The sequence below is a fragment of the Teichococcus vastitatis genome, assembly GCF_003604215.1.
GTDB classification, from domain to species: domain Bacteria; phylum Pseudomonadota; class Alphaproteobacteria; order Acetobacterales; family Acetobacteraceae; genus Pseudoroseomonas; species Pseudoroseomonas vastitatis.
In genome coordinates this window covers 25,667-51,997 of sequence record NZ_QXGS01000006.1, presented here as the reverse complement: position 1 = coordinate 51,997, position 26,331 = coordinate 25,667, and the positions used below count along the sequence as shown (strand labels likewise).

General features: G+C 71.8%; 24 protein-coding genes. 6 read left to right on the top strand and 18 right to left on the bottom strand.

The window, feature by feature from the left end:
- Positions 1–3: 3 nt before the first annotated feature.
- From D2K64_RS10905 to D2K64_RS10875, 7 genes are all read right to left on the bottom strand, one after another.
- The gene (locus D2K64_RS10905; RefSeq protein ID WP_120008391.1) at positions 4–1,392 is read right to left on the bottom strand and encodes an extracellular catalytic domain type 1 short-chain-length polyhydroxyalkanoate depolymerase; all 1,389 of its coding nucleotides are present in this window, start codon (positions 1,390–1,392) and stop codon (positions 4–6) included.
- Positions 1,393–1,439: 47 nt separating this feature from the next.
- Positions 1,440–1,859, bottom strand: coding sequence for a CopG family transcriptional regulator (locus D2K64_RS10900; RefSeq protein WP_120008390.1), 420 nt, complete (start codon positions 1,857–1,859; stop codon positions 1,440–1,442).
- Positions 1,860–1,991: 132 nt separating this feature from the next.
- A complete protein-coding gene (locus tag D2K64_RS10895; protein ID WP_157985809.1) occupies positions 1,992–2,975 on the bottom strand; it encodes a tripartite tricarboxylate transporter substrate-binding protein in 984 nt (327 codons plus the stop codon).
- A 128-nt stretch (positions 2,976–3,103) separates the two neighbouring features.
- On the bottom strand, positions 3,104–3,538 hold the full coding sequence (locus tag D2K64_RS10890; protein WP_120008388.1) for an RbsD/FucU family protein: 435 nt from the start codon (positions 3,536–3,538) through the stop codon (positions 3,104–3,106).
- Complete coding sequence (locus D2K64_RS10885) at positions 3,532–4,383, bottom strand: amidohydrolase family protein (RefSeq protein ID WP_120008387.1); 852 nt, start codon at positions 4,381–4,383, stop codon at positions 3,532–3,534. Before D2K64_RS10885 ends, D2K64_RS10890 begins: the two co-directional genes overlap by 7 nt.
- 70 nt (positions 4,384–4,453) lie before the next feature.
- Entirely contained in the window at positions 4,454–5,464 is a 1,011-nt protein-coding gene (locus tag D2K64_RS10880; protein ID WP_120008386.1) for a Bug family tripartite tricarboxylate transporter substrate binding protein, read from the bottom strand.
- A gap of 192 nt (positions 5,465–5,656) precedes the next feature.
- The gene (locus tag D2K64_RS10875) at positions 5,657–6,655 is read right to left on the bottom strand and encodes a Bug family tripartite tricarboxylate transporter substrate binding protein (protein ID WP_120008385.1); all 999 of its coding nucleotides are present in this window, start codon (positions 6,653–6,655) and stop codon (positions 5,657–5,659) included.
- A 125-nt stretch (positions 6,656–6,780) separates the two neighbouring features.
- Between D2K64_RS10875 and D2K64_RS10870 the strand changes: the two genes are divergently transcribed.
- From D2K64_RS10870 to D2K64_RS10860, 3 genes are all read left to right on the top strand, one after another.
- Positions 6,781–7,740, top strand: a complete 960-nt coding sequence (locus D2K64_RS10870) for a LysR family transcriptional regulator (protein WP_238384133.1) — start codon at positions 6,781–6,783, stop codon at positions 7,738–7,740.
- Positions 7,741–7,829: 89 nt separating this feature from the next.
- On the top strand, positions 7,830–8,786 hold the full coding sequence (gene lhpI / locus D2K64_RS10865; protein WP_120008383.1) for a bifunctional Delta(1)-pyrroline-2-carboxylate/Delta(1)-piperideine-2-carboxylate reductase: 957 nt from the start codon (positions 7,830–7,832) through the stop codon (positions 8,784–8,786).
- Positions 8,787–8,878: 92 nt separating this feature from the next.
- Positions 8,879–10,213, top strand: coding sequence for a PQQ-dependent sugar dehydrogenase (locus D2K64_RS10860; protein ID WP_120008382.1), 1,335 nt, complete (start codon positions 8,879–8,881; stop codon positions 10,211–10,213).
- Positions 10,214–10,222: 9 nt separating this feature from the next.
- On the opposite strand, the gene D2K64_RS10855 is transcribed toward D2K64_RS10860, so the two are convergent.
- From D2K64_RS10855 to D2K64_RS10840, 4 genes are all read right to left on the bottom strand, one after another.
- Positions 10,223–11,143, bottom strand: coding sequence for a dihydrodipicolinate synthase family protein (locus D2K64_RS10855; RefSeq protein ID WP_120008381.1), 921 nt, complete (start codon positions 11,141–11,143; stop codon positions 10,223–10,225).
- Between the two features lie 41 nt (positions 11,144–11,184).
- Positions 11,185–12,927 carry an IlvD/Edd family dehydratase gene (locus D2K64_RS10850; RefSeq protein ID WP_120008380.1) on the bottom strand — a complete coding sequence of 581 codons (1,743 nt, stop codon included), beginning with the start codon at positions 12,925–12,927 and terminating at the stop codon, positions 11,185–11,187.
- Positions 12,928–13,089: 162 nt separating this feature from the next.
- Positions 13,090–14,178, bottom strand: coding sequence for an SDR family oxidoreductase (locus D2K64_RS10845; RefSeq protein ID WP_120008379.1), 1,089 nt, complete (start codon positions 14,176–14,178; stop codon positions 13,090–13,092).
- 56 nt (positions 14,179–14,234) lie between these two features.
- Positions 14,235–15,809, bottom strand: coding sequence for an alpha-amylase family glycosyl hydrolase (locus D2K64_RS10840; protein ID WP_120008378.1), 1,575 nt, complete (start codon positions 15,807–15,809; stop codon positions 14,235–14,237).
- A gap of 104 nt (positions 15,810–15,913) precedes the next feature.
- Here D2K64_RS10840 and D2K64_RS10835 point away from each other — a divergent pair, with 104 nt between their 5' ends.
- Complete coding sequence (locus tag D2K64_RS10835; protein WP_120008377.1) at positions 15,914–17,578, top strand: alpha-amylase family protein; 1,665 nt, start codon at positions 15,914–15,916, stop codon at positions 17,576–17,578.
- 93 nt (positions 17,579–17,671) lie between these two features.
- Here D2K64_RS10835 and D2K64_RS10830 read toward each other — a convergent pair whose 3' ends face one another.
- Positions 17,672–18,445, bottom strand: coding sequence for an isocitrate lyase/PEP mutase family protein (locus tag D2K64_RS10830; protein WP_120008376.1), 774 nt, complete (start codon positions 18,443–18,445; stop codon positions 17,672–17,674).
- Positions 18,446–18,597: 152 nt separating this feature from the next.
- Between D2K64_RS10830 and D2K64_RS10825 the strand changes: the two genes are divergently transcribed.
- Positions 18,598–19,164, top strand: coding sequence for a heme NO-binding domain-containing protein (locus D2K64_RS10825; protein WP_120008375.1), 567 nt, complete (start codon positions 18,598–18,600; stop codon positions 19,162–19,164).
- On the top strand, positions 19,148–20,716 hold the full coding sequence (locus tag D2K64_RS10820; protein ID WP_162306178.1) for a putative bifunctional diguanylate cyclase/phosphodiesterase: 1,569 nt from the start codon (positions 19,148–19,150) through the stop codon (positions 20,714–20,716). Before D2K64_RS10825 ends, D2K64_RS10820 begins: the two co-directional genes overlap by 17 nt.
- On the opposite strand, the gene D2K64_RS10815 is transcribed toward D2K64_RS10820, so the two are convergent.
- The 6 genes from D2K64_RS10815 to D2K64_RS10790 form a co-directional block, all read right to left on the bottom strand.
- Positions 20,617–21,999 (bottom strand): amidohydrolase family protein, encoded by a 1,383-nt coding sequence (locus tag D2K64_RS10815; RefSeq protein WP_120008373.1) that lies wholly within the window; start codon positions 21,997–21,999, stop codon positions 20,617–20,619. The genes D2K64_RS10820 and D2K64_RS10815 overlap by 100 nt on opposite strands.
- Positions 22,000–22,083: 84 nt before the next feature.
- A complete protein-coding gene (locus tag D2K64_RS10810) occupies positions 22,084–22,914 on the bottom strand; it encodes an ABC transporter substrate-binding protein (protein WP_120008372.1) in 831 nt (276 codons plus the stop codon).
- Positions 22,915–22,943: 29 nt separating this feature from the next.
- The gene (locus tag D2K64_RS10805; protein WP_120008371.1) at positions 22,944–23,840 is read right to left on the bottom strand and encodes a polysaccharide deacetylase family protein; all 897 of its coding nucleotides are present in this window, start codon (positions 23,838–23,840) and stop codon (positions 22,944–22,946) included.
- The gene (locus tag D2K64_RS10800; protein ID WP_120008370.1) at positions 23,827–24,651 is read right to left on the bottom strand and encodes an ABC transporter substrate-binding protein; all 825 of its coding nucleotides are present in this window, start codon (positions 24,649–24,651) and stop codon (positions 23,827–23,829) included. The genes D2K64_RS10805 and D2K64_RS10800 overlap by 14 nt, the downstream gene beginning before the upstream one ends.
- A 12-nt stretch (positions 24,652–24,663) precedes the next feature.
- Positions 24,664–25,446 (bottom strand): amino acid ABC transporter ATP-binding protein, encoded by a 783-nt coding sequence (locus D2K64_RS10795; RefSeq protein ID WP_120008369.1) that lies wholly within the window; start codon positions 25,444–25,446, stop codon positions 24,664–24,666.
- The gene (locus D2K64_RS10790; protein ID WP_238384132.1) at positions 25,443–26,318 is read right to left on the bottom strand and encodes an amino acid ABC transporter permease; all 876 of its coding nucleotides are present in this window, start codon (positions 26,316–26,318) and stop codon (positions 25,443–25,445) included. The genes D2K64_RS10795 and D2K64_RS10790 overlap by 4 nt, the downstream gene beginning before the upstream one ends.
- Positions 26,319–26,331 lie beyond the last annotated feature (13 nt).

Genomic DNA, 26,331 nt, shown 5'->3' with positions numbered 1-26,331 from the left:
GCGTCAGGCGGCGCCCGGCACCATGGGGTGGGACAGGAAGAAGCGCAGCATCTCGCGCGACGCATCCGGCCCGCGCGGATCGGTGTAGGAGCCGGCGGGGCTGCCGCCGGACCAGGCATGGCCGCCGCCATGCACCAGCCATTGTTCCAGCACCGCCCGGCCGGCGGCGTCGAGGTGGCGGGTGCGGCTGAAGGCGTGGCCGCCCGGCACCTGCCCGCGCTCCACCGCGACGCGCAGCCCGTCCGCCGCCGGATGCGCCGCCGCCTGGGCGATCACTTGGTCGCCGTTGCGCGGATGCACCGTGGTGTCGCGGTCGGCGTGGAACACGATGGCCGGCACCATCCGCGCCGCCGCCGCGCCCGCCCTCGGTTCAACCCCCGGGCCCGCCCCCTGCCGCATGGCGGCGAAGGCCGAGGGCATGTCGCGCGCCGCGCCGCAGGGCAGGCCGGAATGCACCCCCACCGCGGCATAGAGTTCAGGATAGGCGGCGCCCATGATGGCGGCGGCGGCACCGCCGGCGGAGAGGCCGGCAACATAGACCCGCGCCGGATCAACCGGATGGTCGCGCAGGATCTGCCGGGTGATGCCGGCGATCAGCGCCGGCTCGCCGCCGTCGCGCCGCTGGTCGCCGGGGCTGAACCAGTTCCAGCAGCGCTGCGCGTTGGCGGACGCCGTCTGGGCCGGATAGGCGACCAGGAAGCCGTGCTCCTCGGCCAGGGCGTTCATGCGGGTGCCGGCGGCGAAATCGTCCGGCGACTGGGTGCAGCCATGCAGCATCACCAGCAGGGGCGCCGCCGCGTCGCGATGCGCGGCGGGAATGTAGAGCTTGTAGGTGCGGCTGCCGGCCTCGCTGCCGAAATTCAACGACAGGAAGCGCGCGCCCTCCGGCAGCGGCACGGCTGCGCCGGCGGGTCCGCCGGCCGCCATGCCGGCCGGCGCCAGCGAACCGAGCCGCTCGCGCAGCCCCCGCGCCATCTGCGCCAGGCCCGCGTCAGCCAGGCCCCCATTAGCCAGTCCTCCGCCGGCCATACCCCCACCGGCCATACCCCCACCGGCCAAGCCCCCATTAGCCAGCCTCCCGCCGGCCCATCCCGCGCCAGGGAAACCGGCGCCGGCCGATCCTGCGCCGGCCACCCCCGCATCGGCCGGGGCCCTTCCGGCCGCGGCGGCCGCCGCGGCCGGTTCCGCCGTGGCGGCGCCGGTGTCCGGATCAACATCGATGATGCGCGGCGCGCGCGGCGCGGCGCCGGACCCGCGCGGCGCCGCCTCGCGCGGTCGTGGCGCGACCTCGCCGCGCAGCAGGCGCTGCAACAGCGCGGTGGCCTCCGGCAACCGGCCGGCACGGGTCAGGCGGGTCACCTCGGCCATCTCGGCGGGCGATGCAGCGTTCATGGGAGCGAACTTTCGGTCAGAAGAAAGAAGGAAGCGGAGGGGTGGGCTCAGCGCATCCGGTCGGCCAGGGCGGCCTTCACGGCGGCGCTGGCCTGCAGCGATCCCAGCACCGACACCGAGGCGATGGCGGCGCGCGCCAGTTCCGGCGTCACGTCGGCGGCGATGCTGGCCAGGCCGAGCACCCGGATCTCGAGCCGGCGCCCGGAATCGCGGGCAGCTTCCAGGTCGGCGCGGCTGTAATGGCGCAGCCCCAGGTCGAAGCCCTGCCGCGCCACCGACTGACGGGCGGATTCGGCATGGCGCTCGACCTGGTTGCGGATGGCGGTGCGGATGAAGTCGGTGCGGTTGGAATAGAAGCCATCCTGCACCAGCAGGTCGATGTGGCCGAGGTCCACATAGCCCAGATTGATGGTGATCTTTTCGCTGTCACCGGTCCGGGGACGCAGATCCTGTACCTTGCCGGCCATGCTCGCACCATCCACTCGCCATCCGTGTGGATGGTATATGGATGGCGCGAGTTGCTTTGCAAGCCGGTCGAGCCGTGGCGCACCGCGCTTCTTCCCGCGCCTCCCTCCGGCGTGGCCGCGTCGCGCGGCGGCTCAGTCGGCGCGGATGTTGTGTTGCCGCACCACCGCGCCCCATTGCTCGATCTGCGTCTCGAGGAAGCGGCCGAACTCGTCCGGCGCGGAGGCCACCGGATCGATGCCCAGGCTGTTGCCCAGCCGTGCGCGGACCTCCGGTGCCGCCATGGCACTGGCCAGGGCGGCGTGGAACCGCTCCAGCGCCGCGGGCGGCGTTCCCGCCGGGGCCAGCGCCCCCCACCAGGCGCGCGCATCGAGGCCCGGCACGCCGCTTTCCGCCAGCGTCGGCACGTCCGGAAACAGCGCCGATCGCTGCCGCCCGGTTTGCGCGATCGGCCGGACGCTTTGCCCCACCTGCCCGCCCAGCCCCGCATGGGTGGCCATCGGCAGGTCGACCTCGCCGCCCGCCGCGGCGGTGCTGAGCGGGCCGCCGCCGCGATACGGCACATGCGTCAGCCGGATGCCGGTGGCCTGCTGGATCTGCGTCATGGTCAGGTGCGCCAGGCTGCCATTGCCGATGGTGCCGTAGGTGATCGTCTCGGGCCGGGCACGGGCCGCCTCGATCACCCCGGCGAAGCTGGTCCAGGGGCGGCTCTTCGGCGTGGTGACCAGCATGGGCGCGGTGCCGAGCAGCATGATCGGCGCGAAATCCCGCCGGGCGTCGTAGCCGGCATCGGGCAGCAGCGCCGGCGCCACCGCGAAGCTGTCGAACACGAACAGAATGGTCTGCCCGTCCGGCGCGGCACGCGCCGCGGCTGCGGCGCCGATGGCACCCCCGGCGCCGCTGCGGTTCTCGATCACGATGCTGGTGCCGAGAGCCTGCTGCAGCCCGGCCTGCAGCAGCCGCGCCAGGGTATCGACACTGCCGCCCGGCGGAAACGGCACGATGATGCGCACCGGGCCGCCGGCGCGCGGCGATGTCTGGCTCCATGCGGCGCGGGCCGGCGTCAGGGATGCGCCGAGGGACGCGGCCAGCAGGCTTCTGCGGGCAACAGGGGACATGTGCGGTGTTCCTCCCCGGCCGCGCGGGCCGCACGGCCGCATCGTGTTGTTGTGGGCCCTGCCATGCCGGCGGACCTGTACCCTCGCGGCAGCATGGAGCGGCGGCGGCCCGCGCGTCCAGCGGGGCGCTAGCCGGCGATCACGCCCTTGCGGAACAGGAAGCAGCCATAGGGCCGCGGGTCGCCGGCCTGCACCACGGCGAAGGCCCGGCCCGCCGCCTCGTAGAAGGCGAAGCGCTCGATCCCGTGCAGCGCCTGCCCTTCGCCCAGCAAGGCCCGCACCGCCTGCTGGGGCGGCGGAATGGCGGCGGGCTCGCCCACCACCTCCATGCGGCGCAGCGGCTGCGGCTCGAAATCATCGATCGGCAGCACGGACAGGATGGCGGCAGCGGCGCGTTCCACCGGGATGCCGGGCAGGCGGATCGGCCGGCCGAAGGTGGTGGTGCGGGCGACGCGCTCGGCCGGGTGGTTGGCGTCCACCAGCGCGATGTCGTCGCCATGGCCCATGGCCGCCAGCGCCCAGAGCAGGTCAGGCGTCAGCAGCGGATCGATGGTCTTCAGCATGGCTTGCGGCCCCGTCCCGACAGGTAGATGCGCGCGGCGGTGGCGCCGAACACGGCCCCCCGCGCCGCCTCGGGCACCAGCGCCTCGGCGGCCTCGCGCCAGCACCGGTAGCCGCCGGCCAGCTCCACCACCGGCCAGTCGCTGCCCCACATCACCCGCTCCGCGCCGAAGCAGCGCAGGATCTCCGCGGCATAGGGGCGCAGCGTGTCGGCGGTCCAGTCGGCCGGCGCCTCGGTGGCCAGGCCGGACAGCTTGCAGCACAAATTGGAATGCCGGGCGAGGCCGGCCAGCGCCGCGGCCCAGTCCGGGGCGGCCTCACCCGGCGCGCTTCCGGCGATGTCGGGCTTGCCGCCATGGTCCAGCACCACCTGGAGGTCGGGGTGGCGGTCCAGCACCGCCGGGAGGCGGGAGAAATGGCGCGGGCGCAGCAGCGCGTCGAACACCAGCCCGTGCTGCGCCATGGCCGCCAGGGCGGGGGCCAGGGACGGGCGCAGCAGCCAGTTGTCGTCGGGAATGTCGTGCACCATGGGGCGCAGCCCGACCAGCAGCGGATCGGCGGCCAGCTCGGCGACGCGTTGCGCCGCACCGGGGCTTTCCAGATCGGTCCAGCCGACCACCCCGGCAACCAGCGGCGTGTTGCGCGCCAGCTCGAGCAGGAACTCGGTTTCCGCCTCGGTCGGCGCCGCCTGCACCAGGATGGTGGCGTCGATGCCATGCGGCGCCAGCAGGGGCCGGAGATCCCCGGGACCGAAATCACGGTGGATCGGGGCGAGGTCGGGGGTCAGCCAATGGTAGTCGCCGCGCGACAACCGCCAGAAATGCTGGTGCGCATCGATGCCGGTCATGCGGCGATCCTCCCCTGCTCGGCCGGTTCTCCGGTTGTGCCGCGATGCTAGCGCCGGCGTCGCGGCGGCATCAATCCAGCCGGATGTTGGCCTCGCGCACCAGCCGCGCCATGCGGTCCCGTCCCGCCTTGAGATCGGCCGCGAAGGCGTCTGGGCTGTTGCCCACCGGCTCGGCGGCGAGCTGCGCCAGCCGCGCGCGCACCTCCGGCTCGGCCAGCACGGCGACCAGCTCGGCATGCAGCCGGGTCACGGCGGCCGGCGGCAGCCCGGCCGGGCCGAGCAGCGCCGCCCACTCGCTGATCACCAGGCCGGGCAGCCCGGCCTCGGCAAAGGTCGGCACATCGGGCCGCACGCCGACGCGCTGCTCGCTGGCCACTGCCAGGAAGCGGGCCCGGCCGCTGTCCACCGTCGGCCCGGCCGACAGCGCGGTGATGAACACCGCGTCCAGCGTGCCCGCCGCCAAGTCGCGCGCCGCATCGGCGCCGCCGCGATAAGGCACATGCGTCACCTCGATGCCGGCGCGGCGGCCGAACTCCACCAGGCCCAGATGCCCGGCTGTGGCGTTGCCCTGGGTGCCGACGCTGATCTGCCCCGGCCGGACGCGCGCCGCGGCGATGAAGTCCTGCAGGCTCTGCGCCGGAAAGCCGCTCTTCACCGCCAGCACCTGCGGAAAGGTCACCGCCAGCGACACCGGCGTGAAGGCGGTGGCGTAGTCGAAGGGCAGGCCGCGCAGCAGGGACGGGTTGACGATGTGGGAGGACGCGTCGAACAGCAGCGTGGTGCCGTCCGGTGCCGACTGCGCCACCGCCGCGCCGCCAACCGAGCCGCTGGCGCCGGTGCGGTTCTCCACCACCACCGTCTGGTCCAGCCGCTCGCCCAGGCGCGGCGCGATGCTGCGGGCAGCGGAATCGGCGGCGCCGCCGGCGGCGAAGGGCACGATCAGCCGGATGGGGCGCGAGGGGCTCCAGGCCGGCTGCGCCACGGCCGGGGTGGCCAAGGGAGCGGCCAACGGGCTGGCCAGGGTGGCGGCGCCGAGGACGAGGGCCGCGCGGCGGCCGAGAACGGGGGGGAACAGGGTCATGGCGGTGCTTTCTCCCGATGCCGGATGCTGGCGCCCGGCCTTTTCGGGATGGCTACCGCGTCCGCGCACCGGGCAACAGTCCCCAGGAGAGCCATCACCTGGGCAATGATCCCCTGGGCAACGATCCCCTGGGCAACGGCAACGCGCTCCGGGGCGCGCGGGGCGGGAGGGGGATCGCCCCTCCCGCGGGTCTCAGCCGGCGGTGATGTTGTTGGCGCGCACCACCTCGCCCCACAGCTTGTGGTCGTTGCGGACGCGGCGGTCATACTCCTCGATGGAGCCGCCGCCCGGCTCGTCACCCTGCTCGGTGATGCGGCCGCTCACCGCGGGGTCCTTCAGCGCCTGGTTCAGCGCGGCGTTGATCCGCGACACGATTTCGGGCGGCGTGTTCTTGGGCGCCGAGATGCCGATCCAGGAGGTGATCAGGAAATCCTGCAGCCCCTGCTCGGCGGCCGTGGGCACATCCGGAAAGGCCGGCGCGCGCTGCTCCCCCGTCACCAGGATGCCGCGCACCTGCCCGGCCTTGACATAGGGGGCCACCACCGAGGCGGCGTCGAACATGGCGCTGAACCGGCCGGCGATGAAATCCTGCATGGCCGGGCCGCTGCCGCGATACGGCACGTCCTGCATCTCCGGCTTGCCGATGCGGGAACGGAACAGTTCCATCGCGCAATGCGACATGCTGCCGGCGGCGGGGGTGCCGTAATCGACGCCGCCCTTCTGCGCCTTCACCCACTCAACGAATTCCGGCAGCGTCTTCGCCGGCACGGACGGATGCACGCACAGCATCAGCGAGCTTTTCAGCGCCAGCCCGCAGGACACCAGATCCATCGGATCGACGGCCATGTTCGGAAAGGTGTGCGGGTTGATCGCCATGGCGCTGGAGTTGGCGGCCAGCAGCGTGTAGCCGTCGGGCCGGGCGCGCACCACGTATTCGGTGCCGATGTTGCCGCCGGCGCCGCCGCGGTTCTCCACCACCACGGGCTGGCCCAGCGCCGCGGCCATGCCCTGCTGCACGATGCGGGCGGCGAAATCGGTCTGCCCGCCGGGCGGAAAGCCGACCACCAGCGTGATCGGGCGGCTCGGCCAGGACTGCGCCCGGGCAATGCCGGGCAGCGCCAGCGCGGCGGCGCCGGCACCCAGCAGGGCGCGGCGAGACAGCGGCAGGGCGCGGTCTGCGTGAAGCGTCATGTGAACGTTCTCCCGTGGAGGGGCGGACGGAGTCGGCCCCGCTTTCCGCCAGCAGTAGGAAAGCGGCGCGATGCCGTCTAATGCCAAGTTCCGCCCGAAGCATATCGGAAGGAATATGTCTGCCGATGGCCGCCCGCCTGCCGCCCAACTGGTTCGCCCGCGCCCGCCTGAAGCTGCGGCACCTGCAATTGCTCGCCGCGCTGGATGACACGCGCAACCTCAACCGCGCCGCGCAGGCCCTCGGCATCACCCAGCCCGCCGCTTCCAAGCTGCTGGCCGAGATCGAGGCCATGGTCGGCATGGCGGTGTTCGAGCGCCGCCCGCGCGGCCTGCTGCCCAACACGGCGGGGGAAGTGCTGCTGCGCCGCGCCCGCTCCGTGCTGGTGGAGTTGGAGCAGACCGCCGCCGAGCTGAACAACCTGCGCGACGGCGCCTTCGGCCACGTGGCGCTGGGCACGGTGACGGCGCCGGCGGTGGACATCGTCGCCCGCGCCGTGGAGGCGGTGCAGCACGCCCAGCCCAACCTGCGCATCAGCGTGGAGGTGGATGCCAGCCCGCCGCTGGTGGAACGGCTGCTGGCCGGCCGGCTCGACCTGGCGCTGGCCCGCATGCCGCCCGAGACCGCGCCCGAGCTGGTGGAGTACCTGGAGGTGGGGGAGGAAGCGGTGTGCCTGCTGGTGCCGGCCGATCACCCGCTGCCGGAAGACGCGCCCTCCCCGCTGCGTGCGCTGCTGGACTATCCCTGGGTGTTGCCGCCGCCGCACACCCTGCTGCGGCAGGAGATCGACGCGCTGTTCCTGCGCGCCGCCCTGCCGCCGCCGGCGCGCGTGCTGGACACCGAATCCATTCTGCTGGCCATGGCGGCGCTGGCGCAGGGGCCGTCGGTCTGCGCCGTCACCGCTTCCGTGGCGATGCTGCTGGAACCGGGCGGACGCTACCGCCGCCTACCGCCGCTGCTGGATGCGCCGCCCCTGGTGGTGCGGCCCTACGGCCTGATCCGCAGCCGGCTGCGGCCGCTCTCCCCCGCCGCGGCGCGGCTGCACCAGCAGCTGTGTGCCGAGCTGTTCCGGCGGGAGACCGCCTGAAAGACAGCGCCCGCGCGGAACCGGCCGGTGCGTGGACAAGCCGCCGGCCGGTGTGCCATCCGTGGCGGCGCCACAGGGAAGGCCCGATCATGCAACCAGCCCACGCCCTTCCGGTCCGGGATGCCGCCGGCGTCGCGGCCGCCCTGCCCTTCGACCGGCTGGTTCCGGCGCTGCGCGCCGCCTTTGCCGCCGGCGCCGAGGCGCCCCGCCGGCACCAGCACAGCATCGCCCGGCCCGGCGGGCCGGACGCCACCCTGCTGCTGATGCCCGCCTGGCAGCAGGACGGCTTCCTGGGGGTGAAGCTGGTGAACGTGTTTCCCGGCAACGCGGCGCAGGGGCTGCCGGCGCTGCACTCGACCTATGTGCTGTCGGACGGGCGCACCGGCCGGCCCGTCGCGCTGCTGGACGGCAACGAGATCACCGGGCGGCGCACGGTGGCGACCTCGGCGCTGGCGGCTTCCTTCCTGGCGCGGCCCGATGCCGGCTCGCTGCTGCTGGTGGGGGCCGGCCACATCGCCGGCATGACCGCCGCCGCGATGCGCACGGTGCGCCCGATCCGCCGCGTCCGCGTCTGGAATCCAAGCCCGGCCCGCGCGGAGCGGTTGGTGGCGCAGCTGCGCGGTGAAGGCTTCGAGGCGGAGACGGCCGCCGAGCTGCGGGACGCCGTGGCGGCGGCCGACATCATCAGCTGCGCCACCCTGGCGACCGAGCCGCTGGTGCGCGGCGAATGGCTGCGGCCGGGCCAGCACCTGGACCTGGTGGGCAGCTTCCGCCCCACCATGCGCGAGGCCGATACCGAAGCCGTGCGCCGCGCCGCCGTGTTCGTGGACAGCGAGGTGGCGCTGGAGGAATCCGGCGACCTGACCGAACCGTTGCGCGAGGGCGCGCTGCGTCCTGAAGGGGTGGTGACCCTGGCGGCGCTGTGCCGCGGCGAACATCCGGGCCGCACGGATGCGGCGGGCCTCACGCTGTTCAAATCCGTGGGCACGGCGCTGGCCGACCTCGCCGCCGCCACCCTGGTGGAAACCGGCGCCGGCCCGGGCTGAGCCGCAGCCGCCGGCGAAAGCAAACCCGCCGCGGCTCCAGCGTTACCCTTGCAGCGCGCGCCGCCCGGCGCGCCTGGCAAGGAACCTCCATCATGCGCGCCACCGCCGCCATCTGCGCCGCCCTGCTGCTCGCCGCCTGCGGCGACCAGGCCACCCTGTCGGTGGCCGATGGCAGCGGCCCCAGCCCGCAACTGCCGGCGCCGCGCGAAAGCTGGCTTCCCACCGTGAACATCGCCCCGGCGCGGGGCTGGGCGGAGGGGGCGATGCCGGTTCCCGCCGCCGGCCTCCGGGTTCAGGAATTCGCCGCCGGGCTGGATCATCCGCGCTGGCTGCTGGTGCTGCCCAATGGCGACGTGCTGGCGGCGGAAAGCAACGCCCCGCCCAAGCCCGAGGACAGCCAGGGCCTGCGCGACTGGGTGATGGGGCTGGTGATGAGCCGGGCCGGCGCCGGGGTGCCCAGCGCCAACCGCATCACCCTGCTGCGCGACGCCGATGGCGACGGCGTGGCCGAGACGCGCAGCGTGCTGCTGGAGGAACTGAACTCGCCCTTCGGCATGGCGCTGGTGGGCGACTGGCTCTACGTCGCCAACACCGACGCGGTGGTCCGCTTCCGCTACCGCACCGGCGACACGCGGATCACCGCGCCGAGTGAGCCCGTCACCGGCCTGCCCGCCGGGCCGCGCAACCACCACTGGACCAAGACGATCATCGCCAGCCCGGACGGGCAGCGCCTCTACGCCACGGTCGGCTCCAACAGCAACGTCGCCGAGAACGGCCTGGAGGCGGAGGAAGGCCGCGCCGCGGTCTGGGAGATCGACCTCGCCTCCGGGCAGAAGCGGCTCTTCGCCACCGGGCTGCGCAACCCGAACGGCATGATGTTCGTGCCGCAAACCGGGGCGCTGTGGACGGCGGTGAACGAGCGCGACGAGATCGGCAGCGACCTGGTGCCCGACTACATGACCTCGGTGCGCGATGGCGGCTTCTATGGCTGGCCCTACAGCTATTACGGCCAGCACGTGGATGCGCGGGTGCAGCCGCAGCGTGCGGAGCTGGTGGCAAGGGCCATTGTTCCGGATTACGCGCTGGGGCCGCACACCGCTTCGCTCGGGCTGGCCTGGGGCGGCGGCGCGAACGCGCTGCCCGGCGCCTTCGCCGAAGGCGCCTTCATCGGCCAGCACGGCTCGTGGAACCGCAAGCCGCCGAGCGGCTACAAGGTGGTGTTCGTGCCTTTCGCCGAGGGCAGGCCGTCCGGCCCGCCGCAGGACGTGCTGACCGGCTTCCTGAATGCGGAAGGCGACGCGCAGGGCCGCCCCGTGGGCGTGGCGCTGGACGGGCGCGGCGGGCTGTTGGTGGCCGATGATGTCGGCAACCGCGTCTGGCGCGTCAGCGCCGCCGCGCCGGCCCGCAGCGCCAGCGCGGCGCCGTGATCGCGGGGCCTAACGGCCCCAGCGCAGCACCCGGGCGTCAAGGGAGGATGCGATCTCGATCAGCCCCTTGCGCGTCTCGGGATGCAGCGGCATCAGCGGCAGGCGGACGCGGTCGGAGCGGATCACGCCGCCTTCCTGCATCAGCACCTTGGCGGCCACCAGCCCGCATTGCCGGTTCTCATAGTTGATCAGCGGCAGCCAGCGATTATAGGCCGCCATCGCGGCGGCGCGGTCCCCGGCGAACCAGGGGTCCATGATCTGCCGGATGCCGTCCGGGTAGCCGCCGCCGGTCATGGCGCCGGTGGCGCCGGCGTCGAGATCGGCCATCAGGGTGATCGCCTCCTCGCCATCCCAGGGGCCGACAATGGAATCGCCGCCCAGTTCCAGCAGGCTGCGCAGCTTGGCCGCCGCCTGCGCCACCTCGATCTTGAAGTAGGAGACGTTGGGAATCTCCTTTGCCATGCGAGCCAGCAGGGCGGCGGAGAGCGGCGTGCCGGACACCGGCGCGTCCTGGATCATGATCGGAATGTCGATCGCATCCGACACGGTGCGGAAGAAGTCGTAGATGCCGGCCTCGGGCACGCGGATGGTGGCGCCGTGATAGGGCGGCATGATCATCACCATCGCCGCGCCGGCATCCTGCGCGCGGCGGCTGCGCTCGGCGCAGATATGCGTCGCGAAATGCGTGGTGGTGACGATGACCGGCACGCGGCCGGCGACGTGCTTCAGCACCGCCTGCATCACCTGGTCGCGTTCCTCGTCGGTCAGCACGAACTGTTCCGAGAAATTGGCCAGGATGCAGAGGCCGTCCGAGCCGGCATCGATCATGAAGTCGACCGCGCGCTTCTGCCCTTCGAGGTCGAGGCGGCCATTGTCGTCGAAGATGGTGGGCGCGACCGGGAACACGCCGCGATAGGGTGATGATGCCATTCGTTTCCTCCTTTGTTTTGATCCTGCGGGCCGCGACGCGCTCAGTGATTGTCGCGCGGCACGGGCGAGCCGCTGCGGCCCACCAGGAAGTCGAGGTCGACGCCGTGGTTGGCCTGCTGCACGTGGTCCACATACATCTTGACGTAGCCGCGGTCGGCGGCCGGCGGCGGCGGCACCCAGGCGGCACGGCGGGCGGCCAGCTCCGCCTCCTCCACATGCAGGTGCAGCGAGCGCGCGGCGACGTCCAGCGTGATCATGTCGCCGTTGCGCACCAGCGCCAGCGGGCCGCCGGCGGCGGCTTCCGGCGCCACGTGCAGCACCACCGTGCCGTAGGCGGTGCCCGACATGCGCGCGTCGGAGATGCGGATCATGTCGCGCACGCCCTGCTGCAGCAGCTTCTTCGGGATCGGCATGTTGCCGACCTCGGCCATGCCGGGATAGCCCTTCGGCCCGCAATTCTTCAGCACCATGATGCAGGAGGCGTCGATGTCCAGGCTGTCATCGTCCTTCAGCGCATGCAGCTCCTCGATGTTCTCGAACACCACGGCGCGGCCGGTGTGGCGCATCAACTCGGGCGAGGCGGCGGAGGGCTTGATCACGGCACCGTCGGGCGCCAGGTTGCCGCGCAGGATCGCCATGCCGCTTTCTTCCTTGAACGGCTTTTCCAGCGGCGTGATGACCTCCGGGTTGAAGCATTCGGCGGCGCGGACGTTCTCCCAGATCGGCTGGCCGTTGACGGTGGGCGCGTCCTTGTGCAGCAGCCCGGCCTCGCCCAGCTGGCGCAGCACCACGGGCAGGCCGCCGGCGTAGTAGAAATCCTCCATCAGGTAGCGGCCGGACGGCATCAGGTCGACCACGCAGTGCAGGCCGCGGCCCAGCCGGTCGAAATCCTCCAGCGTCAGCTCGATGCCGACGCGGCGGGCGATGGCCAGCAGGTGCACCACCGCGTTGGTGGAGCCGCCGATGGCGCCCAGCGTGCGGATGGCGTTCTCGAACGCCTCGCGCACCAGGATCTTCGACAGCACCAGATCCTCCTGCACCATGGCCACGATGCGGCGGCCGGCGAGGCGGGCCATCTCGTTGCGCCGCGCATCCACCGCCGGGATAGCGGCGTTGCCCGGCAGACCGACGCCCAGCGCCTCCACCATCGAGGCCATGGTGGAGGCCGTGCCCATGGTCATGCAGTGGCCGGAGGAGCGGTTCATCCCCGCCTCGGCCTCGTGGAACTCCTGCAGCGTGATCTCGCCGGCGCGCAGCTGCTCGCTCATGGAGATGATGTTGGTGCCGGAGCCGATGATCTGGCCGCGGTACACGCCGCGCAGCTGCGGGCCGCCGGACACGCCGATGGTGGGCAGGTCGGCGGAGGCCGCGCCCATCAGCAGGGCGGGGGTGGTCTTGTCGCAGCCCATCAGCAGCACCACGCCGTCCAGCGGATGGGCTCGGATCGCCTCCTCCACGTCCATGGCGGCGAGGTTGCGGTACAGCATGGCGGTGGGCCGCATCGTCACCTCGCCCAGCGAGGAGACGGGGAATTCCAGCGGGTAGCCGCCGGCCTCCAGCACGCCGCGGCGCACATGCTCGGCGATGGTGCGGAAGTGGCTGTTGCAGGGGTTCAGCTCGGACCAGGTGTTGCAGATGCCGATCACCGGCTTGTTCTCGAACTGGTCCTGGGGCGTGCCGCTGTTCTTCAGGAAGGAGCGGTAATAGAACCCCATCTTATCCTGCCGGCCGAACCAGGCCTGGCTGCGCAGGGTCTTGCCTTGCGGCTTTTCTTCATTGCTCATCGGGACGTCTCCGCCATGCGGGCAGAGACGCGCCCCACCCCTCCCGGGAAGCTGTAAACCGCCCCGCCATCACCGTCCAATAGGTTTACGGCGCCGAGGCATATCCGGAACGGCATGGGTCCGCCGCCCGATGGGAGGGGCCGCCAGCCCCTCCCCGCCGCCTCAGCCGAACCAGCCGCGCTGCCGCCGCCAGGCCACCGGCCAGCCGCCGCCGCGCTGGCGGGCCTGGTGCAGCGCCATCGCCGTGACCGCCGGGGCGGCCAGCGCCGCCAGCCCCACCAGGCTCAGCCCCGCCACGGTCGCCACCACCGCGTCCCGCGTCCGGCTGGTGACGAATTCGCGCTGCCCCGGCTTCACCCGGTCGGTGAACGGACCATCGATGCCCGGATCGCCCGGCTTCGGCTCGAACAAGTTGCCCTCCGGGTCGGGCGGCGGCTGTGTCGGGTCGAGTTGCGCGTCCCACATCTCCCCCGCCTTGCGGTCGGCGAAGCCCGGCACCAGCGCCTGCGCCGCCGCCATCTGCAGGGTGGAGCGGCCGACCCAGACCTCCCGCACCGGCTGCTGCACGGCGGACAGGATGGCATTGGCGCAGAGGCGCGGGTCGAACACGGGGTCGGGCGCGTTCTGCGCCTGGCCCATGTGGTTGCGGGTGCGGCGGAACTGCGGGGTGTTCACCGCCGGCAGGTACACCACCGTCAGCGTCACCGCCGAGCCGTCATGCAGCAATTCGGAGCGCAGCGCATCGGTGAAGCCCTGCACCGCCTGCTTGGCGGCGCAATAGGCCGATTGCAGCGGCGCCGCGCGCAGCCCGAGCCCGGAGGAAACCTGGATGATGGCGCCGCGGTTGCGCGGCTTCATTCGCCGCAGCGCCGCGAGCGTGCCGAACACCTGCCCGTGATAGGTGACGTCGGTGACGCGGCGCAGCTCCTCCGGCGTGATGTCCATCACCGGCGTGATCACCGTCGCCATGGCGTTGTTGACCCAGGCCTCGATCGGGCCGAGCTCCCGCTCGATGCGGGCGGCGGCGGCGTCCATCGCCTGCGCATCGGACACGTCGGCGGCGATGCCGAGCGCCGGCACGCCCAGATCCTTCAGCTCCGCCTCGGTGGAGCGCAGCCGTTCCTCGCCACGGGCCAGCACCGCCACCGCCCAGCCCTGGCGGGCGAAGGCCTGGGCGGTGGCCCGGCCGATGCCCATGGTGCCGCCGGTCACCACCACCACCTTGCGGTGCGCCGGGTTCAGTTCTGTCATCACCTTGTTCCTTGTTCGATCATTCGGTTCGATGGCTCGGCGTGGGCAGCCGGGGCTCAGGCGTCGCCGCGCAGGATCACCGCCTCATGCCCGCGCAGCTCGAAGCGGCCGCCCACCGGCCCGGTGGCGCGGCCCGGCAGGGTGGAGAACACCAGCGCGGCCGCCGGCAGCGTCACGCCGGCCGGCTCCTGGCCGAGGTTCAGCACCACCCAGCGCTGTTGCTCCCCGAGCGAGCGGCGGAAGCGCAGCACGCTGCCCTCCGCCGCCACGCCGTCGATGGCACCGCCCCGCAGCACCGGGTCGGCGCGGCGCAGCGCGATCAGCCGGCGGTACAGCTGCAGGATGGAATCCGGCTCCGCCTCCCGCTCGGCGACGGAGGGGGTGGCGCCGAGCGGCAGCCAGGGCTCGCCGCTGGAGAAGCCGGCGTTGCGCGTGGTGTCCCACAGCATCGGCGAGCGCTGCGGGTCCCGCCCCAGCCCGAGCCCGGGCTGGTTCCGCTCCGCCGGGTCGCGCACGCGGTCGGGCGGCACGGGTACGTCCAGCATGCCAATCTCGTCACCGTAATACAGCGTCGGCGTGCCGCGCAGCGTCAGCAGCAGCACGGCCGCGACCCGCGCCTGGGCCGGCCCGACGCGGCTGGCGATGCGCGGCTGGTCGTGATTGCCCAGCACCCAGTTGGGCCAGCCGCCGGGCGGCAGCGCCGCCTCGTAGTCGCGGATGATGCCGGCCAGCGTGCCGGCATTCCAGGGCGCGGTGATGAGCTGGAAGTTGAAGGGCAGGTGCGCGCCGCCGCCGCCCTCCCCGTAATACGCGACCAGCCGCTGCACGGGGAGGTAGATCTCGCCGATCATCAGGCGGTCGTCATAGGCGTCGATCACCCGGCGCAGGCCGGCGATCACCTCGTGCACCTCCGGCCGGTCGCCGCCATACAGGTCGAGCAGGCGGTCGCGCGGGTTGCCGCCCTCCCGCCAGTCCGGATTGGCCGGGTTGTCGCGGAACTTGTCATCCTTGATCAGCAGCCAGATCACGTCGATGCGGAAGCCATCCACCCCGCGGTCGAGCCAGAAGCGCAGCACGTCCTCCATCGCGCCCCGCACCGCCGGGTTGCGCCAGTTCAGGTCGGGCTGCTGCTTCAGAAAGGAATGCAGGTAGTACTGGCCGCTCGCCGCGTCCCATTCCCAGGCGCTGCCGCCGAAATGGCTGAGCCAGTTGGTGGGCGGCCCGCCGCCCGGCGCCGGGTCGCGCCAGATGTACCAGTCGCGCTTCGCGCTGTTGCGGCCCGAGCGGCTGTCGAGAAACCAGGGATGCTGGTCCGAGCTGTGGTTGGGCACGAAATCCAGGATCACCCGCAGCCCGCGCCGGTGCGCCTCGGCCACCAGGGCATCGAACTCGGCGAGGCTGCCGAAGATCGGGTCGACATCGCGGTAATCCGCCACGTCGTAACCGAAATCCGCCATGGGCGAGGGCTGGATGGGCGACAGCCACAGAGCGTCGACGCCGAGCGACACCAGGTGGTCGAGCCGTTGCGCGATGCCGGCGAGATCGCCGACGCCGTCCCCGTCACTGTCCTGGAAGGAGCGCGGATACACCTGATAGATCACGCCGCGCTGCCACCAGAGCAGATCATCCATGCCGAAAACCTTTGCTGTTCCGCTAGGCTTACAACGCCAGCGTCGCCATGGGGTTCCTTCGGGTCACCGTTGCGCGGCTTCGCCACAGAAGGGAAACGCCCGGGATGATCGACGACCTCTGGTACAAGAACGCCATCGTCTACTGCGTGTCCGTGGGCACCTACATGGATTCGAATGGTGACGGGATCGGCGATTTCGAGGGGCTGACGCGGCGGCTCGACTACCTCCACGGCCTCGGCGTCACCACCATCTGGCTGATGCCGTTCCAGCCTTCGCCGCGGCGCGACAACGGCTACGACATCGCCGATTACTACGGCGTCGATCCGCGCTACGGCACGCTGGGCGATTTCGTGGAATTCGCCCATGGCTGCAAGCAACGCGGCATCCGCGTGATCATGGACCTCGTGGCAAACCACACCTCGGACCAGCACCCCTGGTTCCAGCAGGCCCGCAGCGACCCGAAATCACCCTACCGGGACTGGTATGTCTGGGCCGACAAGAAGCCCGCCGACGCCGACAAGGGCGTGGTGTTCCCCGGCGTGCAGGACAGCACCTGGACCCGCGACAAGCAGGCGAAGGCGTACTACTTCCACCGCTTCTACGAGTTCCAGCCGGACCTCAACACGGCCAACCCGCATGTGCAGGCCGAGATCCTGAAGATCATGGGCTTCTGGCTGCAGCTCGGCGTCTGCGGCTTCCGCATGGACGCCGTGCCCTTCGTGATCGCCGAGAAGGGGGCGAACATCCGCGAGCCGGCGGCGAATTACGACATGCTGCGGACGTTCCGCGAGTTCCTGCAATGGCGCCAGGGCGACGCCATCATCCTGGCCGAGGCCAACATCCCGCCCGAGCTCAGCATGGAGTATTTCGGCGCCGACGGCGACCGGCTGCACATGATCTTCAACTTCGCGGTCAACCAGGCCCTGTTCCATGCCCTGGCCACCGCCGACACCAGCCTGCTGGCCGAGGCGCTGGAGCAGACGCGCCAGCATCCCGCCACCGGGCAATGGGGCCAGTTCCTGCGCAACCATGACGAGCTGGACCTCGGCCGGCTGAAGCCGGAGCAGCGCCAGGCGGTGTTCGCCGCCTTCGGGCCGGAGAAGTCCATGCAGCTCTACGACCGCGGCATCCGCCGCCGGCTGGCGCCGATGCTGCAGGGCGACCGGCGGCGGCTGGAACTGGCCACCAGCCTGATGCTGACCCTGCCCGGCACGCCGGTGTTCCGCTACGGCGACGAGATCGGCATGGGGGACGACCTGAGCCTGCCGGAGCGCGAATGCGCCCGCACCACCATGCAATGGTCGGACGAGCCGATGGGCGGCTTCACCCGGAGCACCGAGCCGAAGCGGCCGGTGATCGCGGAAGGGCCGTTCGGCTTCGCCCATGTCAACGTGGCGCAGCAGCGGCGCGACCCCCAATCCCTGCTGAACTGGACCGAGCGCATGATCCGCATGCGCAAGGAAGTGCCGGAGATCGGCTGGGGCGAGTTCAGCGTGCTGGACACCGACGTGCCAGGCGTGCTGGCGATCCGCTACGACTGGCGCAACAATTCCGTGCTGATGCTGCACAACCTGCGCGCCGAGGCCTGCGAGGTGCGGCTCGATCCCGAGGTCAGCGGCTCGCATGACGGGCTGCTGATCAACCTGCTGTCGGAAGAGCACAGCCGGCCGGAGGAACAACGCCGCCACCGCATCCTGCTGGAGCCCTATGGCTATCGCTGGTTCCGCATCGGCGGCCTGGACTACCTGCTGCGCCGCGACGAGATCTGACCGGCGCCGCCCCTCACCGGAGGAAGCGGCGCGCCGCTTCCTCGTAATCCCCGGCCCGGGTGACCTGGCGCAGCAGCGCCTCCTCCGGCTGGCTCAGCGCGGCGGGGGCGTGCCGGCGCGCAGCGCCGCCAGCGTGTCGCGCACCGCGCCGATCGCCGCCAGCATCGGCTGGTGTCCCTGCAGCGCCACCCGGACGCCAAGCGCACCCAGCGCCGCCGCATCCAGCGCGCCGAAGAAGCCCAGCACCGGCAGCGCCGTGGCGTCGCGCACCGCCCGCAGCGGCTCCAGCCGGGTGATGCCGGTCAGGAACACCGCGTCGGCCCCGGCCTCGGAATACGCGCGCACCCGCGCCAGCGCGGCCGCCTCGGGCTCCAGCGCGAAGGCGCCGGTGCGCGCGGCGATCACCAGGGACGGGTCCTGGCGGGCCGCCATCGCGGCGCGCAGCTTGCCCAGCCCTTCCTCCAGCGGCAGCAGGGCGGCGCCGCCTTGGCCGCCGAACGGGGCCGGCAGGGCGGTGTCCTCGATGGTCAGCCCGGCCGCTCCGGCCCCCTCCAGCTCCTGCACCGTGCGCATCACCGACAGGGCGTTGCCGTAGCCGTGATCGGCATCCACCAGCAGCGGCAGGGCGCTGGCGCGCGCCATGCGCCGCACCTGCTCGGCCAGTTCGCTCAACGTCAGCACCACGAGGTCCGGCGCGCCCAGCACGGCCAGCGAGGCGGTGGAGCCGGCCACCATGCCCAGCTCGAAGCCCAGATCCTCGGCGATACGGGCCGAGAGCGGGTCGAACACCGAGGCCGGGTGCCGGCAATCGGGGCCTTGCAGCACGGCCCGGAAGCGGGCGCGGCGGGCGGACAGGCTGGCTGGCATGGAAGAACGGCTCCTGGGTTGCGGGGCGCCTTGCGGCCGCACGCGGCGCGTGACGCGCGGCCCCGTTGTTCCGGCCCGTGGGCCCGGCACCCTCGTTACGAGTCGCTTAAGGCATTCGGCGCAATCTGCGGCAACAGCAGGGCAGGCGCACCATGAAGGGGCTCGTTTTCACGGAGTTTTTCCGCCACGTCGAGGCCCGGCACGGGGCCGACATGGTGGATGACGTCATCGAGGCGGCGGATCTGCCGCATGATGGCGGCTACACCAGCGTCGGCAGCTATCCCTTCCCCGAGATGGTGGCGCTGGTGGTGGCCTGCAGCCGGCTGACCGGCACGCCGCTGCCGGAGCTGCTCGACGCCTTCGGCACCCATTGCTTCGAGCGCTGGGTGCATTACGCGCCGCAATTCTTCTCCCGCCAGCGTGGCCTGTTCGACATCCTGGAAGGCATCAACGACTTCCACGAAACCGAGGTCCGCAAGCTGTATCCCGACGCCGAACTGCCGTCCTTCATGACGGAGCAGCGCTCGGGGCAACGGCTGGTGCTCGGCTACCACAGCTGCAAGCCGCTCTCGGCGCTGGCCGTCGGCGTGATCAAGGGCGCCGCCGCGCATCTGGGCCAGCGCGTGGCCATCGCCTGCGAGCCTGCGGAAGGGGATGGCGGCGCCTATACCCGCATCACCATCGACCTGCGCGACAACCCCGATGCTCCGCACCGCTGAAGCCGGCGACGCGACGGCCGGCCGCGTGCAGCGGCTGGAGCGGCGCCTGGCGCGCCAGGTCAGCGCGCGGGAAGAAGCCGAAAGCCTTCTCGAACAGAAGAGCCTCGAACTCTATGCGCTGAACTGCCGCCTCACCGAGCTGAACGCCGAGCTGGAGCAGCGGGTGCGGGAGCGGACCGCGGAGCTGGAAGCCGAGCGGCGCCATGCCCTGGAACTGGCCCAGCGCGACGTGCTGACCGGTCTGCACAACCGGCGCATGTTCCGCGAGCACCTGGAGAGCAGCCTGCAACAGGCGGGAGGCGGCGGCACCCCGGCGGTTCTCGCCATCGCGCTCGACGGCTTCAAGGCCATCAACGACATGCTCGGCTATGCCGCGGGCGACGAGGTGCTGAAGGCGGTTGGCCAGCGGCTGCGGGACTGCGGCCACAACAGCGACATCGTGGCCCGGCTGGGCGGCGACGAATTCGCCATCCTGCGGCCGGCGGTCGGGCAGCGCCGCGCGGCGGCCGGGCTGGCGGATCGCGTGCTGCAGGCCCTGCGGCCTCCGCTGCAGATCCGCGGCCATGTCCTGGTGGTGGGCGCCAGCATCGGCATCGCGCTGGCCGATGAGGAGGCCGGCTGCCCCGACAGGCTGCTGCAGAACGCTGCCATCGCCTTGTACGGCGCCAAGGCGGGCGGCCGCGGCGGGTGGAAGCTGTTTCATCCCGAGATGGATGCCGAGCTGCAGGCCCGCCGCGCCCTGGAGGCCGATCTGCGCGGCGCGCTGGCCCGATCGGAGTTCGAGCTGATGTACCAGCCCCTGGTGGATGCGGGGCACGGTGCCACCACGGGGTTCGAGGCCCTGCTGCGCTGGCACCGTCCGGGCCGGGGCATGGTGCCCCCGGGCGAGTTCATCCCGCTGGCCGAGGAAACCGGCCTCATCCGGCAGATCGGCGCCTGGGTGCTGGAGCGGTCCTGCGCGGATGCGGCGGGCTGGGCCTCGTCCATCAAGGTCGCGGTCAACCTGTCGCCGGTGCAGTTCCAGGGCGGCACGCTGGTCGGGGCGGTGCGGCACGCCCTGGCGGCATCGGGCCTGCCGGCCAGCCGCCTGGAGCTGGAAGTCACGGAATCCATGCTGCTGCAGGACACCGAGGCCACGCTCGGCACCCTGCATCAGCTTCGCGCCCTCGGTGTCGGGATCTCGATGGATGATTTCGGAACCGGCTACTCGTCGCTGAGCTACCTGCAGCGCTTTCCCTTCACCAAGATCAAGATCGACCGTTCCTTCATCAGCGGCCTGGCGCAGGAACGCAGCAGCCTGGAGATCGTGCGCGCCGTGGTCAGCATCGGCCGGGCCCTGCGCATGACGATCCTGGCGGAAGGCGTGGAAACCGAGGAGCAGCTTCGCCTCCTCCGCTCCGAAGGCTGCGACGAGGTGCAGGGCTTCCTGCTGGGCCGCCCCGCCCGCAACACTCAGCTGTTGAAGGCCGCCTGCGCCTCCGGCAGCGCCCACAGCTTCTCGATGGCGGCGGTGCCCGCGCGGGTGATGGCCTGTTCATCGCCCGCCAGGTAATGGCCGTTCTGGACCAGCAGCCGGCCATCCACCATCACGCCATCGATGTTGGCGCGGTTGGCCAGCCAGACCAGCGCCCGCACCGGGTCGTGCAGCGGCTGCAGGTGCGGATGCGTCAGGTCCACCACCGTCAGGTCGGCCTTCGCGCCGGCGGCGACCACGCCCAGATCGTCGCGCCCGATCGCCCGCGCCGCCTGCCGCGTCACGGCGCCGATCAGTTCCGGCGCGCCGGCCACGTCGGGGCGGCCGGCGGCGATCTTGCTGATCATGGCCGCGGCGTTGACCTCGCCCAGCAGGTCCATGTTGTAGCCATCGGTGCCGATGGCGGTGCGCAGCCCCGCCTCCGCGAAGCGGCCGAAGGCGGCGGTGGTGCCGGCGCGGGCGAAGACGCGCGGGCAGTTCAGCACCGTCGCGCCGCGCGCCGCCATCAGCGCCAGGTCGGAATCCGAACTGGCGATGCAGTGCGCCGCCAGCAGATCGGGGCCCAGGACGCCGAGCCAGTCGAGATATTCCGCCGGGCTGCGGCCGCCGTGGCGCCGGCCGATGGTGTCCACTTCCTGCTGGCTCTGCGCCAGATGGGTGGTGAGCGGCACGCCCAGCGCCCGCGCACGGGCGGCGCAGGCGCGCAGCAGGTCGGGGCCGCAGGTGTCGGTGGCGTGCGGGCTCATCGCCAGCCGGATGCGGCCATTCGCCGCTCCGTCCCACCGGGCCTGCAGCGCGTCCCAGGCTTCGAGGTCGGCCGCGCCGTCATCGCCGCGATACGCTACCTGCCCGGACGCGTCCGCCCTGGCATCGGCGGTGGAGAACAGGTAGGGCGCGCCGTAGAAGCGCAGCCCCATCTCCAAGGCGGCATCGAACATCTCGCCGAGGCCGTTGCGGAACGGCTCCATGACCGTGGTGGCGCCGCCCTTCAGCAGTTGCAGCACGCCCATCCGGGCCACCGCCATGCGTTCGTCGGCGGTGAAGATGTCGAGGCCCTTCTTGGTCAGCGGCAGCAGCACCGTGTAGACGATGCTGCCATTGCTCTTGCGGCCCGCCCCGTCCTCGGTGTGGGTGCGCGCCACCGCCTCGGAGAAGCAGTGGTTGTGCAGGTTCAGCAGCCCGGGCAGCACGAAGCGGCCGGGTGCGTCCAGCACGATGTCGGCCTTCGGCTGGCCGGTGGCGATGGCGGCGATGCGGTCACCCTCGGTGATCACCCAGCGATCGCGCAGCACGACCTGGCGGCCGTCCTGCTCGGCCAGCACGTAGCTGCCGAAGATCGCGGTGGTGGGCTGTCCGGTCATGGCTGCATCCTTCTCAGGCGGGCCGCCGCCGATTTCAGATGGCGGTGGTGCAGGGCGGTGCTTCCCGGAGGCCGCGGCCGGGCGTTATTCGCCGGCGTCGATGGTGATGGCGGGCAGCGCCTGCCTGTCCAGCCCGTGCCTCGCCAGGATGGCGGCGTAGCGGCCATCCGCCACCATGCGCGACAGCGCGCCGGCCACCGCGTCCCGCAGCGCCGTCTTGTCCCGGGCGAAGGCCATGCCGGACAGGTTGCGCGAGATCGGCTCGCCGATGGCCACGAAGGTGCCCGGGTTCTGCTGCTGCAGGAACACCACGTATTCGGCGCCGAGGATGGCGCCGTCCGCGCGGCCCTGCTGCAGGTCGGCGCGGGCCGCCGCCGCGCCCTCGGTGCCGATCACCCGGATCGGCGCCCGGCCGGCGGCCACGCAATGTGCCTCGCTCCAGGCCTGGGCCTGCGGGAAGTAGTTGGTGGTGCGCGGCGTGGCCAGCGAGCGGCCGCAGAAATCCGCCGGCCGCATCGCGCCCTTCTGCTGCGCCGCCGTGGTGAACACCTGTGCGCCGGTGGAGACGTAGTCGACGAAGCTCAGCTTCTCCCGCCGCGCCGGCAGGTCGGTCATGGAGGAGCCGGAGAAATCCACCCGGTCCGTGGTGATGGCCGGGATCAGCTGGGCGAAGGCCATCTCCTCCCAGCGGATCTCCAGCGCCAGCTCCTGCCCGATCGCGGTGACCAGGTCGACGTTCAGCCCGCGCCGCTCATTGGTGGCGGGGTCCTTGTAGGCCATGGGCGGATAGGTCGCCTCGATGCCGACGCGCAGGAAGCCCTGGCGGCGGATCGCCTCCGGGACGTCCTGGGCGATGGACAGGGCCGGCGCCAGCACCAGCATGGCGGCGAGGAGGCAGCGGCAATGCGTCAACATGGACCCGACCCTTTCCGTTCGTGCGCTGCTCAGCCGGCGGCTTCGCAGGCGGTGAAATGCGCGGCGATCTCGGCGCCGGTGGCGATCCACACATCGCCATAGCCCTGGGCGTGCTGCAGGAACTCGCGCAGCAGCCGGAGGCGCATCGGCCGGCCGCTGCATTGCGGGTGCAGCACGGTGGTCACCATGGCGCCCCAGTCGCGGATCTCGTCCAGCTCGTCCGTCCACATGGACAGCACGGCCTCGCGCGACTGGAGGGTGTGGCGGCTGTAGCGCTGCGACAGGCCCAGCAGCCAGTCATCGTAGCTGGCGGTGACCGGCAGCTCGACCAGGCCCGGCGTGTTGTCGGCCAGCAGGTGGCGGTAGGGCCGCACATCGTCGCGGAAGGAGGATGTGTAAAGCAGGCCTCGATCCTTCAGCAGGACGCGCAACTCCTCGCAGAACTCGCCGGACGGGGCGCGGTAGCCCTTGGGCACCACGCCCAGCCGCCGCTTCAGCACCTCCAGGCCGCGGTCCACCTCCTCCACCAGCATCGGGTCGCCGGGCTGCGGCATGAGGTGGTGGAAGCCGTGGTGGCCGACCTCGTGTCCGTCCCTCACGATGGCTTCGCACATCGCCGGATGCGCCTCCACCGACCAGCCGGTGATGAAGAAGGTGGCCTTCAGCCCGAGCCCGCGCAGCATCTCCAGCAGCTTCGCCGTGCCGACCCGTGCCTCGTAGCCGCCGAAGGACATGGTCACCAGCTCGCCATAGCGGGCCGGGTCCTTAGCGGTCCAGGCGCTCTCGGCATCCACGTCGAAGCTCAGGAACATCGCCGCCTGGTGACCCGCCGGCCAGGGGTATTCCGGCGCCAGCGGCGCGCGGTTGGCCGGCAGCAGCGGCAGCGCGTCGAGCGCCGCCCTCAGCGTGTTGTCATTCGCCCCCATTAATCTGCACTTCGGTGAGGGTGGACGGCGTGAGCTGCCACTTCTCGGCCAGCTTGGCGTAGGTTCCGTCGGCCATCAGCCCGCGCAGCCCCTCGGCCAGGGCCTGCTGCAGCTGCGTCTCATCCTTGCCGGTGGCGATGCCCATCAGCGTGTAGCGCACCGGCTCGCCCACCGGGGCATAGGTGTTGGGCTCCAGCCCCATGATGTAGGGCAGCGTCTCGCCGCCCTGCATCGCCGCGTCGATGCGGCCCTGGCGCAGCTGGGTGCGCGCATCGGCGGAGCCTTCGGTGGGCACGTATTCCACCGCCGGCTTGCCCTTGGCCACGCATTCGGCGTCGCTGAACGCCTTGATATCGTTCGGCAGCGCGGTGCGGCGGCTGGCGCCGACCCGCTTGCCGCACAGCGCCTGCGGCGTGGTGAACTCCGCGCTCCGGCTGGCCTGGGTGAAGAACTGCGAGCCGGAGCGCAGGTAGTCGATGAAGGTGGCGGTGTCCTGGCGCGACTTCAGGTCGGACATGCCGGACAGGATGATGTCGACGCGCCCGGTGCGCACCGAGGCCACCATCTGGTCGAAGCTCGTCTCCTGCCACTGCATCTTGGTGCCCAGCTTGGCGGCCAGCGCCTCGCCCAGTTCCACGTCGAAGCCGGTCAGCTTGCCGGTGGCCGGGTCGCGCAGGTCCAGCGGCGGATAGTTCGGCACGATGGCGGCGATGATGGCGCCGCGCGAGGCGATGCGGGAGGGCAGCTCCGCCGCCACCGCGCCGAAGGAGGCGGCGGCGAGAACGGCGCCCAGCAGGGCTTGCTTCAGCATGGGTGGCTTCCTTCAGGACAGAACGGCGGAAAGGAAGGCCCGGGTGCGGGCCTCCCGCGGCGAGTTGAGCACGTCGGCGGCGGTGCCGGCCTCGACGATCAGCCCGCCATCCATGTAGACCACGCGGTCGGCGACCTCGCGCGCGAAGCCCAGCTCGTGCGTCACCACGATCATGGTCATGCCGGAGGCGGCCAGCTCCTTCATCGCCGCCAGCACCTCGCCCACCAGCTCGGGGTCGAGGGCGCTGGTCGGCTCGTCGAACAGCATCAGCTTCGGCTTCATCGCCAGCGCCCGGGCGATGGCGACGCGCTGCTGCTGGCCGCCCGACAGGTTGGCCGGGTAGGAGGCCTCCTTGTCCGCCAGCCCGACACGGGCGAGCAGCGCGCGGGCTTCCTCCACCGCCTCGGCGCGGCGGCGGCGCTGCACCTGCACCGGGCCCTCGATGATGTTCTCCAGCGCAGTCATGTGCGGAAACAGGTTGAAGCGCTGGAACACCATGCCGGTGGCCAGGCGCTGGCGGGCGATTTCCGCCTCGGCCAGGTGGTGCAGCCGGCCGCCATCGACGCGGAACCCGGTCAGCTCGCCATCCACCCAGATGGCGCCGCGGTCGATCTCGACCAGCTGGTTGATGCAGCGCAACAGCGTGGTCTTGCCGGAGCCGGAGGCGCCGATGATGCACATCACCTCCCCCGGCATCACGTCGAGGGAGACGCCCTTCAGCGCGTGGAAACCGCCGAAATGCTTGTGCACATCGACGATGGATACGAGCGGGGGAGACGCCGGAGGGGCGCTCACCGGCTGCCCCCGGCGCCGCGGGCGAAGCGGCGTTCCAGCAGCATCTGTCCCGGCGTCAGGATGGTCACGATGATCAGGTACCAGATGGCGGCGACGATCAGCAGCTCGATGACGCGGGAATTGGCGTAATAGATGTTCTGCGCGCTGTGCAGGATCTCGGCGAACTGGATCACGCTGGCGAGCGAGGTCAGCTTGATCATGCCGATGAACTCGTTGCCCAGCGGCGGGATGATCACGCGCATCGCCTGCGGGAACACGATGCGGCGCAGCGACCTCATGCGCGTCATGCCGATCGCCTTGGCGGCCTCGTACTGCCCCTGGTCCACCGACAGCATGCCGGCGCGCATCACCTCGGAGGTGTAGGCGCCCTGGTTGATGCCGAGGCCGAGCAGCGCGGCGACGGCCGGCGTCATCACGTCCACCGTGCGCCAGGACCATTCGCCGAAGCCGATGGTGGGAAAGATCAGCGCCAGGTTGAACCACAGCAGCAGCTGCAGGATCACCGGCGTGCCGCGGAACAGCCAGGCGTAGCCGATGGCGACGCCGCGCAGCACCGGATTGTGCGACATGCGCATCACCGCCGCGGCGATGCCGAGCGCGATGCCCAGCGCCATGGCGCCGACCGACATCACCACCGTGTTGAACAGCCCGCTCAGGATGGTCGGCGCGGTGAAGAACCGCGCGACGTAGTCCCATTCGATCTGGCCCACGGCGAAGGCGCGCACCAGCCCGGCCAGCAGCAGGGCGATGGCCGCCACCGCCAGCCAGCGCCCCCAATGGCGCTGCGGCACGATGCTGTAGCCGGACACGTCCGGCAGGGCGGCCGATCCGGTGGCCATCCGGGCGCCCATCGGGGCGGAGGCAGGCGTCATGGCGGGGCTCTCC

Excerpts from the sequence above, each read along its gene's own strand:
- D2K64_RS10815 (WP_120008373.1), bottom strand. The coding sequence starts at position 21,999 with ATGACCGGACAGCCCACCACCGCGATCTTCGGCAGCTACGTGCTGGCC.
- D2K64_RS10810 (WP_120008372.1), bottom strand. The coding sequence starts at position 22,914 with ATGTTGACGCATTGCCGCTGCCTCCTCGCCGCCATGCTGGTGCTGGCG.
- D2K64_RS10875 (WP_120008385.1), bottom strand. The coding sequence starts at position 6,655 with ATGACGCTTCACGCAGACCGCGCCCTGCCGCTGTCTCGCCGCGCCCTG.
- lhpI (WP_120008383.1), top strand. The coding sequence starts at position 7,830 with ATGCAACCAGCCCACGCCCTTCCGGTCCGGGATGCCGCCGGCGTCGCG.
- D2K64_RS10820 (WP_162306178.1), top strand. The coding sequence starts at position 19,148 with ATGCTCCGCACCGCTGAAGCCGGCGACGCGACGGCCGGCCGCGTGCAG.
- D2K64_RS10825 (WP_120008375.1), top strand. The coding sequence starts at position 18,598 with ATGAAGGGGCTCGTTTTCACGGAGTTTTTCCGCCACGTCGAGGCCCGG.
- D2K64_RS10830 (WP_120008376.1), bottom strand. The coding sequence starts at position 18,445 with ATGCCAGCCAGCCTGTCCGCCCGCCGCGCCCGCTTCCGGGCCGTGCTG.
- D2K64_RS10835 (WP_120008377.1), top strand. The coding sequence starts at position 15,914 with ATGATCGACGACCTCTGGTACAAGAACGCCATCGTCTACTGCGTGTCC.
- D2K64_RS10905 (WP_120008391.1), bottom strand. The coding sequence starts at position 1,392 with ATGAACGCTGCATCGCCCGCCGAGATGGCCGAGGTGACCCGCCTGACC.
- D2K64_RS10890 (WP_120008388.1), bottom strand. The coding sequence starts at position 3,538 with ATGCTGAAGACCATCGATCCGCTGCTGACGCCTGACCTGCTCTGGGCG.
- D2K64_RS10800 (WP_120008370.1), bottom strand. The coding sequence starts at position 24,651 with ATGCTGAAGCAAGCCCTGCTGGGCGCCGTTCTCGCCGCCGCCTCCTTC.
- D2K64_RS10840 (WP_120008378.1), bottom strand. The coding sequence starts at position 15,809 with ATGGATGATCTGCTCTGGTGGCAGCGCGGCGTGATCTATCAGGTGTAT.
- D2K64_RS10805 (WP_120008371.1), bottom strand. The coding sequence starts at position 23,840 with ATGGGGGCGAATGACAACACGCTGAGGGCGGCGCTCGACGCGCTGCCG.
- D2K64_RS10885 (WP_120008387.1), bottom strand. The coding sequence starts at position 4,383 with ATGACCGGCATCGATGCGCACCAGCATTTCTGGCGGTTGTCGCGCGGC.
- D2K64_RS10790 (WP_238384132.1), bottom strand. The coding sequence starts at position 26,318 with ATGACGCCTGCCTCCGCCCCGATGGGCGCCCGGATGGCCACCGGATCG.
- D2K64_RS10900 (WP_120008390.1), bottom strand. The coding sequence starts at position 1,859 with ATGGCCGGCAAGGTACAGGATCTGCGTCCCCGGACCGGTGACAGCGAA.
- D2K64_RS10845 (WP_120008379.1), bottom strand. The coding sequence starts at position 14,178 with ATGACAGAACTGAACCCGGCGCACCGCAAGGTGGTGGTGGTGACCGGC.
- D2K64_RS10880 (WP_120008386.1), bottom strand. The coding sequence starts at position 5,464 with ATGACCCTGTTCCCCCCCGTTCTCGGCCGCCGCGCGGCCCTCGTCCTC.
- D2K64_RS10895 (WP_157985809.1), bottom strand. The coding sequence starts at position 2,975 with ATGTCCCCTGTTGCCCGCAGAAGCCTGCTGGCCGCGTCCCTCGGCGCA.
- D2K64_RS10860 (WP_120008382.1), top strand. The coding sequence starts at position 8,879 with ATGCGCGCCACCGCCGCCATCTGCGCCGCCCTGCTGCTCGCCGCCTGC.
- D2K64_RS10855 (WP_120008381.1), bottom strand. The coding sequence starts at position 11,143 with ATGGCATCATCACCCTATCGCGGCGTGTTCCCGGTCGCGCCCACCATC.
- D2K64_RS10870 (WP_238384133.1), top strand. The coding sequence starts at position 6,781 with ATGGCCGCCCGCCTGCCGCCCAACTGGTTCGCCCGCGCCCGCCTGAAG.
- D2K64_RS10850 (WP_120008380.1), bottom strand. The coding sequence starts at position 12,927 with ATGAGCAATGAAGAAAAGCCGCAAGGCAAGACCCTGCGCAGCCAGGCC.